This is a genomic window from Ruegeria sp. YTSC003, from assembly GCF_059609785.1.
In genome coordinates this window covers 64,870-79,077 of the sequence record NZ_JBXWMK010000010.1, presented here as the reverse complement: position 1 = coordinate 79,077, position 14,208 = coordinate 64,870, and the positions used below count along the sequence as shown (strand labels likewise).

Annotated in this window: 13 protein-coding genes; 7 read left to right on the top strand and 6 right to left on the bottom strand. The window is 58.2% G+C overall.

What is annotated here, in order from left to right; translation table 11 throughout:
* Positions 1 to 216 precede the first annotated feature (216 nt).
* Together AC2FFH_RS17550 and AC2FFH_RS17545 are read left to right on the top strand one after the other, a co-directional pair.
* Entirely contained in the window at positions 217 to 948 is a 732-nt protein-coding gene (locus tag AC2FFH_RS17550) for a response regulator transcription factor (RefSeq protein ID WP_496739520.1), read from the top strand.
* Positions 945 to 2,387 carry a sensor histidine kinase gene (locus AC2FFH_RS17545; protein ID WP_496844951.1) on the top strand — a complete coding sequence of 481 codons (1,443 nt, stop codon included), beginning with the start codon at positions 945 to 947 and terminating at the stop codon, positions 2,385 to 2,387. Before AC2FFH_RS17550 ends, AC2FFH_RS17545 begins: the two co-directional genes overlap by 4 nt.
* 3 nt (positions 2,388 to 2,390) lie before the next feature.
* Here the strand turns inward: AC2FFH_RS17545 and fliP are convergent, their stop codons facing one another.
* The 4 genes from fliP to fliF are packed head-to-tail and all read right to left on the bottom strand — an operon-like array spanning position 2,391 to position 5,587.
* The gene (fliP, locus tag AC2FFH_RS17540) at positions 2,391 to 3,122 is read right to left on the bottom strand and encodes a flagellar type III secretion system pore protein FliP (protein WP_496844950.1); all 732 of its coding nucleotides are present in this window, start codon (positions 3,120 to 3,122) and stop codon (positions 2,391 to 2,393) included.
* On the bottom strand, positions 3,122 to 3,409 hold the full coding sequence (locus AC2FFH_RS17535; RefSeq protein ID WP_496844949.1) for a FliM/FliN family flagellar motor switch protein: 288 nt from the start codon (positions 3,407 to 3,409) through the stop codon (positions 3,122 to 3,124). Before AC2FFH_RS17535 ends, fliP begins: the two co-directional genes overlap by 1 nt.
* Positions 3,402 to 3,998: a FliH/SctL family protein gene (locus tag AC2FFH_RS17530; protein ID WP_496844948.1), complete on the bottom strand. Its 597-nt coding sequence runs from the start codon at positions 3,996 to 3,998 to the stop codon at positions 3,402 to 3,404. Before AC2FFH_RS17530 ends, AC2FFH_RS17535 begins: the two co-directional genes overlap by 8 nt.
* Positions 3,998 to 5,587, bottom strand: coding sequence for a flagellar basal-body MS-ring/collar protein FliF (fliF, locus tag AC2FFH_RS17525; protein WP_496844946.1), 1,590 nt, complete (start codon positions 5,585 to 5,587; stop codon positions 3,998 to 4,000). Before fliF ends, AC2FFH_RS17530 begins: the two co-directional genes overlap by 1 nt.
* A gap of 119 nt (positions 5,588 to 5,706) precedes the next feature.
* Between fliF and AC2FFH_RS17520 the strand changes: the two genes are divergently transcribed.
* Genes AC2FFH_RS17520 through AC2FFH_RS17500 form a run of 5 tightly spaced genes read left to right on the top strand, consistent with a single transcriptional unit; the run spans position 5,707 to position 10,298 of the window.
* Positions 5,707 to 6,204, top strand: a complete 498-nt coding sequence (locus tag AC2FFH_RS17520) for a flagellar basal body-associated FliL family protein (protein ID WP_496765584.1) — start codon at positions 5,707 to 5,709, stop codon at positions 6,202 to 6,204.
* A gap of 9 nt (positions 6,205 to 6,213) precedes the next feature.
* On the top strand, positions 6,214 to 6,675 hold the full coding sequence (locus tag AC2FFH_RS17515) for a hypothetical protein (RefSeq protein ID WP_496844944.1): 462 nt from the start codon (positions 6,214 to 6,216) through the stop codon (positions 6,673 to 6,675).
* Positions 6,672 to 7,247, top strand: a complete 576-nt coding sequence (locus tag AC2FFH_RS17510) for a MotE family protein (RefSeq protein ID WP_496765591.1) — start codon at positions 6,672 to 6,674, stop codon at positions 7,245 to 7,247. The genes AC2FFH_RS17515 and AC2FFH_RS17510 overlap by 4 nt, the downstream gene beginning before the upstream one ends.
* 46 nt (positions 7,248 to 7,293) lie before the next feature.
* The gene (gene motA / locus AC2FFH_RS17505) at positions 7,294 to 8,163 is read left to right on the top strand and encodes a flagellar motor stator protein MotA (RefSeq protein WP_496765596.1); all 870 of its coding nucleotides are present in this window, start codon (positions 7,294 to 7,296) and stop codon (positions 8,161 to 8,163) included.
* On the top strand, positions 8,160 to 10,298 hold the full coding sequence (locus AC2FFH_RS17500) for a hypothetical protein (RefSeq protein ID WP_496844943.1): 2,139 nt from the start codon (positions 8,160 to 8,162) through the stop codon (positions 10,296 to 10,298). The genes motA and AC2FFH_RS17500 overlap by 4 nt, the downstream gene beginning before the upstream one ends.
* 87 nt (positions 10,299 to 10,385) lie before the next feature.
* Here the strand turns inward: AC2FFH_RS17500 and AC2FFH_RS17495 are convergent, their stop codons facing one another.
* The gene (locus AC2FFH_RS17495; protein ID WP_496844942.1) at positions 10,386 to 11,729 is read right to left on the bottom strand and encodes an MmgE/PrpD family protein; all 1,344 of its coding nucleotides are present in this window, start codon (positions 11,727 to 11,729) and stop codon (positions 10,386 to 10,388) included.
* Positions 11,726 to 14,170 (bottom strand): GcvT family protein, encoded by a 2,445-nt coding sequence (locus tag AC2FFH_RS17490; RefSeq protein WP_496765602.1) that lies wholly within the window; start codon positions 14,168 to 14,170, stop codon positions 11,726 to 11,728. Before AC2FFH_RS17490 ends, AC2FFH_RS17495 begins: the two co-directional genes overlap by 4 nt.
* Positions 14,171 to 14,208 lie beyond the last annotated feature (38 nt).

The window sequence follows — 14,208 nt, the reverse complement described above, 5'->3', positions numbered from 1 at the left end:
TTTTGTCTCCTCCCTGAGAATTCAGTGACTGCCAAAGCAGCGATGGCGCTATTACTGTGGTCTGATCGCCGTCTGGCAAAGCGGAATTCATAGTAAAGCACGGAAACGGCCCAAATTTTCACCACTTCTGTTACAGCGTGTTACGTTGGCATTGAATCTGTTTCCATTCGTTACAATGGACAACGACAGAGGGAAAAGATCGGGAGGAAAGACAGAGTGAGCATTCCGCGGCTTCTGGTGGTGGATGACGACCCAGAGATGCGGTCGATGATGACGCAGTTACTGCAGCAAAACGGCTTCATCGCGCTGCCCGCCAGTTCTGAACAGGAAATTCGAGCGCACCTGTCCAACGGGCGGATAGACCTGATCCTGCTGGATGTCATGCTGGGCGACGAAAACGGCATCGACATCTGTGCGCGGCTGCGGCGCGAACAGGATGTGCCAATCATTCTGGTCTCGGCCCTGTCTGCCGACCATCAGCGTATGGCCGGATACGAAGTTGGCGCAGACGACTACATTGCCAAGCCGTTCAACCCGCAACTGATGCTTGCCCGCGTCCGGGCAGTGATGCAACGCGCTCGGCGCTCGTCTTCGCTGGCCTATCGACGCCGAACGCGCACTTTTCGATTTGACGGCTGGGTCTATGACGGCAAGCGCGATGATTTACATTCGCCCGAAGGCTATTTGGTCGCGTTGTCACAACGGGAAACCGCCCTGCTCAAGGTGCTTTTGGCCAATCCGCACATACCGCTGACCCGCGATGAAATCGTCGCAGCGCTGGATGTAACAGGGGACAGTGACAAGTCCGAAGCGCAGGGCCGCGCCATCGACATGCTGGTCGGTCGCCTGCGGTCCAAGATCGAAACCAACCCGAAAGATCCGCAGATGCTACGCACGGAACGCGGGGTCGGGTATATTTTTGCCGCCGACATTTCGGTCGAAGAATGACGCTGCGCCTGCGCAATCTAGGGTGGCTTTGGACCCTTTCGGCCTTTGCCGCCGGTTTGCTGTCCGCAGGGTTATGGTTCGCTTCGGCGCGCGCCTGGAACGACTACCTGCTGCAATCTTTTGTAGCAGGGTTCGCCGTCTACGAAGAATTGCGAACAGGCATGGCCCCCTCCGAGGGGTTGTCGATAACGCCTTTGCCGCCCCAAGATACGGCCCTTGCCGAAAATGGTGAATTTCAGCGGTTGCCCGGGTTTTCAAACCGCCGTTTCGTCACCAACCTTTCGATCCTAACCGACAGTTCCTCGCCGCTCAGCGGGCGTGAATTAACCGTGGCGATTCTGTCCGACCGGTTGGTTTATCCGGTGTCGGACATTGTGTCAGGCAGTGATCAAACCGGGCCTGAAAAGATGGGAAACCTGACCCGGTTGCTGGCGACATATTGCAGTGAGCCGATCCTGATTGCGAAATTTGGACGCGAGGCCTGGCATCAGGTCGACGGGACCCAGATTTGGGGCTGTCAGGCGGCCCCAATGGATTTGCGTCTGCCCGCGATTCTTATGGGGATCGTCGCAATGGCGGTCATCTTGTCCGCAGTCAGTAACGTCTCAGATACCTTCACCCGGTTCGCCCGCGCGTTGCGCGAACGGCAGCGCCTTGGTGGGCCGGAAAGCTATGAGGCGGATGGCCCGGATGAACTGCGCGATATCGTCTCGGCGGTGAACGCCCATCTTGAGGCCGAGCGCGCGCAGCTTGAAAAGCGGGCGACAGTCTTGTCCGGTGTCAGCCACGATCTGGGCACCCCTGCGACCCGCGTGCGCCTGCGTGCCGCTCTGATCCCCGACGATGAACTACGCGAAAAGCTCGAGGCGGATGTGGATCAGATGACCGGCATGATTGAAAGTGTCCTGACCTATACGCGATCCGAACTGGATGTTGAGGAACCGCGCCAGATTTCTCTGACCTCCTTGGTCGAGGCTCTGGTCGCCGATTATCAGGATATGGACTTGCCCGTGACACTAAAAAAGACCGACCCCGTCGCGGTCGATGGGGTTACATCGGTGTTCATGTCCCGACGCGGCCACGGGCAGCTGGCCGAAACACGTCGCGTTCTGGTCATGGCGCGACCCATATCGCTTAGGCGTGCGCTGACCAATCTGATCGACAACGCGTTAAAATATGGCCGCCACGCCGAAGTGCAGTTGGCGACCGATGCGACCACCGCGACGATCACGGTCGAAGATAAGGGCACCGATCTGTCCGTGGAGGACATCGAAAACCTGATGGCACCATTTCGTCGTGGGTCCAATACCGGATCTTCTGACGGCTATGGTTTGGGCCTGACAATTGCCGCCACCGTGGCCGAACAGCATGGCGGAGAAATGCGTTTTGAGGCCGGCGACTGCGGCCTGCGCGCCTGTCTGCAAATCGCCCGGCAGTAAAAACTAGGTGGAATAGCTGCGCACAAGCGCGCTGGCGATCAGGGACCACCCGTCGGCGATGACAAAAAACGCCAGTTTGAACGGCAAGGACACTGTGGCTGGCGGCACCATCATCATCCCCATCGACATCAGCACCGCCGCAACCACAAGGTCGATGATCAGAAATGGCAGAAAGACCAGAAACCCGATCTGAAAAGCGCGGGCAATTTCAGACAGCATGAAAGACGGCATCAGGATGGACAGCGGCGCGTCGGGCGACAGCGTTGAGGCATCACCACCGGGGCGCAGGGCGGCCATGGCGTGAAACGTATCGGGGTCCAATCGCGCAGCCATGAAACCGCGAAACGGCTGTAATGCACGCTCTAATGCAGGCTCGACCTCCATCGTTTCATCGACCAACGGCCGAATTCCTGTTGTCCAGGCTTCGGAAAAGACCGGCTCCATGATGAAATAGGTCAGAAACAGCGCCAGACTGACAATCAGCATATTGGGAGGAGATTGCTGCAACCCGATACCCTGGCGCAGGATCGCCAAAACGGTGATCAGAAACGGAAAGCAGGTGATCATGATCGCCAATCCCGGAGCCAGGCTGAGCACTGTGATCAAAAGGATCAACTGAATCGTTCGCGCAGAAATCGAACCGCCCTCGCCCAGCGAAACAGATAACTCCTGTGCCGTGGCCAGAGACGGGGTCAGCACCGCAAACGCGACCGCCAGAATTAGAACTCGGCGCATCAGCCGATCCCGTTTTGCAGGTCCGCGATTTCGGTCAGACGCACAGCCAGTTGACCGGCCTGCTCGCCCTCCATCTCCTCTAGCAGACCGCGTGCCACAAGCTGGTCGCCGACATACAGGTCAACCGGATCCTCAATGCGTTTGTCCAGCATCAGCACGGCGTTTTCCCCCATGTTCAGCAGATCACGGATCAAAGGGCGCGCCCGGCCAACCGATACGGTGACTTCAATCGGAACGGCCTCGAACGGGTTGGGTTTCTCGGATATCGGGGTTTGCGGATCACTCATTGGTCACTGCCTCTTTTGCCTGAAAAACATACGCCTGAAAGGCTTGATCGATTGCAGCAAGCAAACCGCTGCAATCCACCTCGCGCTGGGAAATCCCGACCTTGAGCTGCGCTTGCCCTGCTTCAAGCGACGGGTCTTCGATCACCTGCACAGGCGATGACAGCTCGGCGGGGATCAGGTCCTCCACCTCGTTCACACAACCTGAGGGTACGAAGATTTGCATGGGCTGTCCGATCTGCCCGCGCGCCATGTCGGTGAGCTGCTCGACAAGCCGAACGGCATACCCTCGGTCCAGCATTTCAGGCAAAACCAGCTGTGTCAGGCTCTGAAACATTGGTTCCAGCGACAGGGCCATCCGGTTAACCGCTTCATGATAGGTAAAAGACATATCTTCGAGCGATTTGGCCAATTCGGCCGAAACCTGCCCCCGGCTCTGCTCTTGCGCCTGGACCGCGTCTTCCCAGCCGGCGCTATAGCCTTGCTCGAACGAGGCCAGCCTTTGTTCCTCTAACGCGTCCTCATCTAGTACGTGCAGCTGTCCACCGCCGGCCTGTAAAGTGAAATCCTCAAGAAGATGGGCAATCGACATCACACACGCTCCTCACCTTCTTCCAGCCAACTGCGCAGGATTTCGACTGTTTCTTCCTGTTTGTCGCCGATCATCGCCCTGAGCCGATCCACGGGGTCCGCCCCGGCATCGGTCGCAAGCGCCGGAACGTTCCCTGTGGGCGCCTGCCCTGGCAAGGTGGTGAATTGCCCGCCCTCTTCCGTCGCAATTTCGCCGGTCAGGTATGCGTCAGGTTCCTGAGCCGTACCTGCGGACAACAGCGCCGGAACGGTCGCCGGCTGCGTCAAAATGGGGCGGATGACAAACATACCAAGCACCAACGAAACCAGCGCCAGCACTGCCATTTGAATTAGCGACATCGCGTCAATATGAAATTTCTGCCACAGCGAGGCGGTTGCCAAACTGCCCTGCGGCTCCACCACCGGAAGATCCAGCGATTTCAGCGTAATAACGTCGCCCCGCTCGGCATCGTAGCCCACTGCCGAGGCCACAAGCTCTTGCAGTGCATCCATCTCGGCCTGCGGCATCGGCGTGAATGTTTCACTGCCGTTTGCGTCCACGGATCGCGTTCCGTTTACCAGAACAGCCACCGTCAGTCGCTTGATCGCGCCGGGACCGTTGTGAACCTCAAGCTCGGTTTCGGAAACCTCGTAGTTGACCCGTTCTCGGGTCTGGGTTGCGTTCGAATTGGATTCGTCCCCGCCCGCGCCATCGCCATCGGGCAGGTTTGACGCAACCGTCACATCCCCGGATTGGTTGCGAGCACTGTCCGAACGCTCTTCGACATCGGTGCTGATGGCCACACGGCCATTGGGATCAAAACGCCGTTCGCGGATTGATTCTGTCTTGGTCACCGTATCGACACTCACCTCGACGACAGCATTTCCAGCTCCGACCCGGGCTTCGACCAGACGCAGAACCCGCTCGCGCAGCTGGCGCGATTTATCGTCAGCGGTATCTGCGGACACCGGGTTGTCCTGTGCCCCGATCACTGCGCCATTCGAATCGATGACGGTGACGTTCTCGGGCGCCAGTCCGCTGACTGCGGACGACACCAGGAACCGGATCGCCTTTGCCTGATCCGACGTTATGTCCGTGCCTGATGCGACCAGATAGACCGATGCGGTTGGTGCAACACTGCGCTGGAACGGATTGGCTGATCCATTGGCAATATGCACGCGCGCCTGACTGATATGGGGGCTGCCTACAATGGTTCGGGCCAATTCACCTTCCTTGGCGCGCCAATATGCGGCGTCAAACATCTGCGATGTTGTGCCAAACCCGCTGAGCGAATCCAGCAGCTCGTAGCCCCGGTTTCCCGTTGCAGGCAGGCCTTCGCTGGCCAGCGTCAAGCGCAATTCATCCCGTTGTGATCCCGGCACATAGATTGAGCCACCGCGAATCTCATACTGCACCCCGCGCTGATCCAATGAACGGACGATATCCCCCGCAGCGCCGCTTTCTAATCCGGCGTAAAGCAGGGTCATCGACGGCGTTGTCACCAGACGCGACATCGCAAGGATCCCCAAAAACACCAGCACGACTGCGCCCGCGACAATGATTTGTTTACGCCTGTCCAAATTTGCCCAGACAGTTCCGATCTGCTGCACGATCACCTCCGACTCGCCGACATTCTGTGCGACGCATCCCTTGTTTGGACGATTGCCCTTAACAATCGGTTAGTCCCTGTCGGGTTATGACGATTGCAGATTGTAGGAATGAGGACGTCATGACCGACGCGACTGCAGAACAGGCAGAAGTCCAGGAAAAATCTGGGAAAAAGGGAATGATAATAGGCGCGATTCTGGCGATAGCCGGTGCTGCGGGCGGGTATTTCCTGACCACCACCGGCCTGTTGCCAATAGGTGGAAGACCCGTTGTACAAAACGCCGAGGAAACAGAGAAAAGCAAGCCTGCCAAGGCTCTGCCAAAGGTTGGATTCGTTGACCTTGCCCCAGTCGTCGTGTCGGTAAACGCCAGCGATTCGCGACATCTGAAGTTTCACGCCCAGCTCGAGGTGAACGCGCCGTACATGGCGGATGTGGAAAAGATGAAACCGCGAATCATGGACGTGCTGAACGGATATCTACGCGCGATTGAGGTAACGGATCTTGAGGATTCGCTCGCGCTTATGCGCATCCGAGGACATCTGTTACGGCGTGTCGAAATCGTCGTCGGTGAAGGCCGTGTGCGCGATGTTCTCGTCATGGAATTCGTACTGAACTAGGAGGCGAAGTTGGAGCTGATTGCAGATATTTTGCTGGTGGCAGGTGCCTTGGGTGCGGGTCTTTATTGTTTCGTCCTGTCCAGACGGTTGAAACGCTTTACCGACCTTGAAAGAGGCGTCGGTGGTGCCGTGAGCGTGCTGTCATCCCAAGCGGAAGAGTTGAAACGGTCACTGGATTCAGCGCGCGACGCCTCGGATCAATCTGGCGTCGCGCTGAAGGATTTAACCGAGCGCGCCGAAACAGTGGCGCAGCGGCTTGAGCTGATGATGGCCTCGATGCATGACGTAGTGCCGGACGATGATGAGGCGACCGAGATCCCTACACCAGAACCTGAGCCGGTTGTTTCAGAAGAACAGTCCCAAACCACCTCAGTGCCCGTTATTGAAGAAGACGCGCCAGCCGAGACTCAGGTCAAACGTCCAGGTGGGTTGATGTTCCTGCGTCACAGCCGCAGCGAGGCCGCGACATGAGGCGGAAGCGGGCGGAAAATCGCCCCAAAGGCGGCGTTCTTGCGGTGATCGCGATGCTTATGATCGGTTCCGCCGCGATCAGAATAGGATTCGAGGCCGGCCCCGCGCTGGCTAAAGGATCCGATCTCGCCCCATCGCTGGCGAGGGGCAGCCAACCCGAACAGCCCGGTGCGCAAGAATTGTTGACTGAATTGCTACGCCGCGAAGACGCACTCAAAAAACGAGAGGCCGCTTTGGAAGACAAGGAAAAGGCGCTCGATATCGCGGATCAGGCGATTGAAACGCGCCTGGCTGCCTTGCAGGAGGCCGAAGAGTCGCTGCGACAGACACTGGCCTTCGCCGAAAAAGCCGCCGAGACCGATCTGACGCGCCTGACGGATGTGTATCAGAGCATGAAGCCCAAGGACGCAGCCGCCCTGTTCGAAACCATGGACCCCGGCTTTGCGGCTGGCTTTCTGTCGCGGATGCCACCTGACGCAGCAGCAGGTGTTCTGGCCGGTCTCAGCCCCGAAGCCGCCTATACGATCAGTGTGATCATGGCCGGTCGCAATGCTGCGGCTCCGCAGGAGTAGCGCACATGTACTTTACCCCCGCATCTGACATTGCAGGAGACCGCCCATGATCGGAATCATCGGAATCGTCGTCATTTTCGCCATGGTGTTTGGCGGATATCTTGCCGCCGGGGGCAAGATGACGATCATTATGAAATCGCTCCCTTTCGAGATGATGATGATCGGCGGCGCGGCCGTTGGCGCATTCATGATCAGCAACGACTTGAGCGCGGTCAAAGATACGATCAAGGACATGGGTAAAGTTTTTAAAGGCCCGAAATGGAAACCCGAAGACTACCGCGATCTGCTGTGCCTTTTGTTTTCTCTGATCCGCATCGCCAAGGCCAATCCGGTCGAAGTGGAACAGCACATCGAAGACCCTGGGAACTCAACCCTGTTCTCGGCCTATCCGAAGATTCAAAAGGACAAGGAAGCTGTCGATCTGATCTGCGACACCATGCGATCCGCGTCGATGAATTACGACGATCCACATCAAGTTGAAGAAGTGCTGGAAAAACGGATGGAGACCAATTTTCACCACGCCATGCATTCCAGCCACGCGCTGCAAACCGTCGCCGATGGTTTGCCCGCACTTGGGATCGTGGCCGCCGTTTTGGGCGTAATCAAGACGATGGGGTCCATTGACCAACCACCCGAAGTGCTGGGTAAACTGATCGGTGGCGCTTTGGTCGGGACATTCCTGGGCGTGTTTCTGGCCTATGGGCTGGTTGGCCCGTTCGCGGGCAAGCTGAAAGCGGTGGTCGAAGAGGACAACCATTTTTATCAGCTGATCAAAGAGGTTCTGGTCGCCAACCTGCACAACCATAACGCAGCCATGTGCATTGAAGTTGGCCGCCAGAACACGCCGACACATAACCGACCCGGATTTTCTGAGCTGGAAGATGCGTTGAAGGAACTCAAACAGGCAGCGGCATGATCCGGACAGTTTTTCTTGCTTTGGCGCTAACCGCCGCGGCAGCGCAGGTTCAAGCACAAAATGTGCAGGTACGCTCGGGCGAACATGATGGGTATACGCGACTGGTCGCACAGGTTCCACCGGGCACTAAATGGATGCTGTCGCACAAGAAAAATGGTGCGCGTCTGAGTGTCCAACTGGAAAAGGTAAACTTCGACACAGCAGCCGTTTTCCAGCGTTTGACGCAAAACCGCTTGGCCGCGATCTCTCAGTTCGAACCGGGCGCGGCACTTGATATGCAATTTGGCTGCGACTGTGTTGCCAATGCCTTTCTGTTCAAGGGCACGATGATCGTGGTGGATATTGCACCAGGCTCGGCGCCACCCACAATCAGCACTGATATACCGTCGCCTGTTTTGCCCAAAGCGTCCAAAGAGAAAGACCCGTTGGTTGCGCAAAATCTGCAGAGTCTCGAATTGCCACTGCTAAGCCTGAACGCAAAACGATTTGAAGAACAGCTCTCTACCCTGCTACTGCGCGGTTCTGACCGGGAAGTCGTTGATTTGAGGCTTGCTCCAGTCGGACCAAGGCTGTCGGTCCCCAAGAACGATCCCTTTAGCCCCTCAGATCTTAATGCGAATATTCATGTGACATCCGTTCTGGACGGCTTGAATGAACTTTTAGGGCCATCCCTGCCGCAGCTTGAACAACGCCCACCCTGCATCTCAAGCGCTGAGCTTGGGTTTGACCGTTGGTCTGGGGCAACTCCCTTTCCGGAACAGGTGGCTTCGTTGCGCGCCGCCTTGTTCAAAGAATTCGATCATCTCGACGAAGATGAAACGCTGAAGCTGGCGCAGCTATACGCCAATTTCGGGTTCGGCGCAGAGGCTCTTCGGACGCTTGAATTGCTTGGGCGGCATGCGCCGGACACAGATCGGGTTGCCGCCATAGCCCGGTACCTTGATGGCGCACAGCCGTCCCATCCGAACCCGTTTACCAGTCTTCAGCGGTGTGAAAGCGACGCCGCGCTTTGGGCTCTTTTGATCGAAGGAGTGCTGCAGGAAGAGGCCCATTTGCAATCGATCGAACAGTCTTTTGCGCGCTTGCCCGCCCATCTGCGCCGTCATGTTGGGCCGACATTGGCGGAAATTCTGACAGATGCTGGGAAACTTGAACCAGCAAGGCGCGTGTTGCGCGCGGTCGACCGCGTTGCGACTGAGGACAGCGCCGATACGTCCCAAGCCAAGGCCAAGGTCGCGGCTGCCGAAGGCGACGGCCCGAAGTCAGAAGCTCTGTTGAACGAGATCATCGCCGCGTCGAGTGCAGAGTTGGAGGCACCGATTGCGCTTACGCGACTGGTCGACAAGCGATGGTCGGAACGTGGGGCAATATCTCCGCAAGAACTTGATCTTGCGGCCTCTTACGTCGTGGAGTTTCGCCGGTCTGAAATCGGGCCGCGCATGCTGCAAACACAGATCGTTGCGTTAAGCTTAAGCCATGAGTTCGACATGGCGATGGATCTGCTGAGCGCCCAAGATACACAGGCCAATGCCATCGAAACGTTGAACCGCGTCGCCCAAATCCTGACCGAACGCGCCGACGACGCGACATTCCTTAGACGGGTCGTTACCCTGACACCCGAGCAGAAACTGGCGCTAGTCACAGATACAAGCGTGGCGATGGCCGAGCGTTTGGTCACCCTTGGTTTTGCGGACGCGGCGCTGGAGTTGGCCAGCCGGCCACAGGACAAGGTCCGACGCGCAGAAAGGGCACGGTTACGCGCGCGCGCTGCCTTACTGCAACGCCGACCACATCAAGCGATGTTGGAGCTGGCCGACGATCCATCAGACGCGGCCCAGCTTTTGCGAGGGCAAGCATTGCAGATGACGGACGATTACGTGGCAGCTGGTCAGCTTTTGCGGGCTGTGGGTGCAGACGAAAAAGCCGATCGGTTCTTTTGGTTGGCCGATCATCCGGAAACGGTCGAGCCCGAACGCGACACAAAGTTCCTCGCAGTTCAGCAAACAACGCAGCTCCTGTCCGTTCCGCCAACACGAATGCAGGATAAACCTTTAGCTGACGCGAAGGGCTTGTTGGATGACAGCGCAAAAACACGCCAGCACATTCTGGATTTGCTTGCGAAGGTGGACCAATAGCGGATCAGGTCGCCGCCACCTGCATTCACGGTTTGTCTTTCAATAGGTGCCCGCTGAGCGTCGGCCCGCAGCCCGCATCGGCCGCTTTTACGGATCAAAGACCAACGGCATCAGGTCCGACAATCTGGATGTAGGCTCGACCCAACCCAATATGGCCGCGCGGATCGCGTCCGCGCGGTCTGAACCGACAATTGGCGCGGCAAACTCGGTGTACTTGGCGATCACATCTCCGCTGCTGAGCGGGGCCTCCGGCCCTCCGCGCGCGTGAGTGTCGCCGGATTCGAACACAAGCCCATCGGTCGATTTCAAGGTGACATCGGCCCACCGCCCCTGCGGGAAGCGTGCACTGTGGCGCGCATCTTCCAGAACGTGAATACGCGACACCAACTCTGCCACCGCCGGATCAGACAGACCCGCACCCGAGATATGTTCGACCCCTATCCGGCCATGGATCGCCTGAACCGCCACAGCAAAAGGCAGAGAATATTGGGCCTGAGACGTGGTATCAGGCATCCCGCCATACAGGCAGGCCGCTTCTTGAAAACTGTTGATATGGATGGATCGGATCTGGTCGTGGGCTAGGTCATTCTCCATCATCACAGCCCGAACGCCATCAATTGCCGCATGAGCCCAGCGACAAATCGGATAAGGTTTTACGTATTGGTGTTCGACCTGCCAGAACTGACCCAAATCATCCCAAAACGACGCAACATCAGCATCTTCGATTGTGATGGCCGGGGCGCCCTTGAAACCACGTTCAGCCAGGATCGCAGATGATATGCCAACCATCGCGCCCCAACCCGATCCGTCATGCAGCATCGTCGGATTTGCAATCTCGCGCATCATCTGACTTCGAGGTCCGTGGTATTCTGCTATTCCCAACGCTTGTCGAAATTGCTCTGGCGTGTACCCGCGCATGCGCGCGGCCATGGCCACCACACCCAGTGCGTTCCACGCGCCGGACGTGTGATAATCGCTGACCGATGCGTGCAGCGACAGCCCCGCACGTCCCGCAATTTCATATCCTGTGACGACGGCAGCCAGGGCTTCGGGGCCGGACAAGTCAGGGCAAGGCGCACCAAGTGAAACCAACGCAGGCAGGACGACGACACCGATATGCCCCTTAGTCGGGTTGTAGCCGTCATGCCCGTCCAAATTGTCGGTTTGTGTGGCTGCTGCGTAGGCAGCGCCCGCCATGCTGACGGGGCGGCCATCAAACATCATCGGAACGCTGAATGCCGCATCAGCGCTTGCGTAGAGTAGCGCGGCAGTATCGCGCGCGATCACGCCGGCCTCCATCGGGCCGGAGGCGATCAGGATGCCCATTGTGTCGAGCATCATCAGGGCAGCGGCCTCTTTCGCGCTGTCAGGCATCTCGTGCGCTGAAAGGTTCAGGGCAAAATCCGTGACCCGATCAAGCGTGCCGGTCATTTGGCTGCCTCCATCACCTTGGGTTGGACATCGCGCAGCCGGAGACCCGATGGATCAAAGGGCGGTTCGGCGAAAACTCTGGCTTTATGCGGTTTGCCGAGGATGAAGATTTCCACCATATCCCCCGGCTGTACGACTGCCGGATTTGCATAACCGATGGCCAGGGATTTGCCGACTGAATAGCCATAGGCCCCTGAGGTCACACGTCCGACCGGTGCGCCATCTGGTGTAAAAATAGGTTCGCCACCGGACGCGTCAGCATTCGTCACCTCGACCTCAAAAATCGACAGAACCTCGCGCGGGGCGTTATCCTTGACGGCCAGGTAGGCGTCCTTGTGCAGGAAGTCCTTATCCAGCTTGATCAGACCTGCCAGCCCGACCTCCTGCGGCCAGTATTCCTGAGAATACTCGCGGCCCCAGGAGCCATAACCCTTCTCGATCCGCAGTGACCCCAACGCGCGGCCGCCCACCGGACCACCGTCGCACTCCTTCGCAGCCACAAGCAGTGCTGAGTAGAGCCTGATCTGGTCCTCTTCTGCGCAGTGTAACTCCCACCCCAAATCACCGGTAAAGCTGACACGGATCGCAAGGCAGGTGACGCCGGCAACCTCGATCGTAGCCGAGCGCATGAAGCGGAACGCCTCGTTCGTCAAATCCGCATTGGTCAGCCGCTGCAGCAGGTCACGCGATTTGGGCCCTGCGACGTTGAAGCCCGCAATCCGGTCCGTCGCCGCCTCGAACGTGGTGCCTTCGGGCAGGTCGATCATGTTGAAAAAACGCTGATGATAGCGCTCGGCCATACCCGAGCCGATCATCATGTATTCGTCCTCGGCCACCTTGGTGATGGTAAAGTCGCCGGCCACACCCCCGCGCACCGAGATCAGCGGCGTCAGGCAGGACCGCCCGATCACGGTCGGCACCCGGTTGGCCACCAGCTTGTCCAGCCACTCATAAGCGCCCGGCCCCTTGATGACGTAATTGGCGAAGTTCGAGATGTCGATCACGCCGACGCTCTCGCGCAGCATTTTTACCTCGCGGCCCACCGGGTCCCACCAGTTCTGGCGGGTAAAGCCGATCGTTTCTTCTGTGTCGGGCTGATCGGCAAACCACAGCGGATGCTCCCAGCCGCAGTTCAGACCAAAGACGCAGCCTATGTCCTTTTGCATTTCATAGGCCGGGCGCACGCGGGCCGGACGGCCTGCGCTGCGTTCCTCGTTGGGGAAGTGGATGGCGAACCGGTGGGTATACTGGTCCTCAACCCGGGCCTTGGTAAATTTCTTGTCCGCCCAGTCGCCAAACCGCGCCAGATCCCAGGCAAACATGTCGTATTGAGGCTCTCCCTCGATCATCCATTGCGCCGCCAGCAGACCCAGACCGCCTGATTGAGAAAAGCCCGGTATCAGACCGCCGCAAAGGAAATAGTTCTTCAACTCAGGCACCGGACCCCACAAGGCGCTGGAGTCCGGAGACCAGATCATCGGTCCGTTGATCACCCGTTTGACCCCAGCGGTGGCGGCAACTGGCACACGTTCGGTGGCGCGGATCACGTTCTCCATAATCCGGTCCAGATCGTCGGGGAACAGATCATGGGCGAAGTCCAGCGGCGTACCGTCTTCGGCCCAGAACTTCATGTCCTTCTCATAGGCACCTATCAGCAGCCCGTTGCCTTCCTGCCGGAAATAGTACTCGCCATCCCGATCCGCAATCGAGGGCAGGCGGCGGCCCAGATTGGCGACTTCGTCGATGGATTCGGTTACGAAATACTGGTGTTCGGTTGGCTGCAACGGCAGCGTCAGTCCAGCCAGCGCCGCCACTTCACGTCCCCAAAGCCCTGCGGCATTCACCACCCACTGAGTATGGATGTCACCCTTTTCCGTGCGCACGATCCAAGACCCATCGGGCTGTTGTTCGGTGCCTAATACTGGGCAAAACCGCTCAATCGTCGCGCCCATCGCGCGCGCGCCCGCAGCATAAGCATGCGGTACGCCTGAGGGATCGACGTTTCCGCCGTCAGGTTCGTACATGATGCAGCGGATATCGTCGAATTGTGCCAGAGGGTGCAGTTCCTTCGCCTGCTCCCGGCTTACCTCGTGGAAATTCAGCCCATAGAATCGAGCCTTGGCCTCTTGCAAACGCAACTGGTGCTCGCGTTCTTCTGTCTGCGCCAGATAGAGGGAACCGGGCTGGAACACTCCGCAACTCTGGCCGGTTTCCTGCTCCAGCTCTTTATACAGGTTCATTGTGTAATGCTGGATGCGGGTGATGTTGTTGTTGTCATGCAACCCGTGGATATTGGCCGCTGCGTGCCAGGTTGATCCGCTGGTCAGTTCATCCCGTTCAAGCAGGACAACGTCCCGCCAACCAAGCTTTGCCAAATGGTACAGGATCGAACAGCCAGCCAATCCTCCGCCGATGACCACGGCCTGTGCATGCGTTTTCATGAACTTGATCTCCCACCGACGGAACCAAAAACGGCACC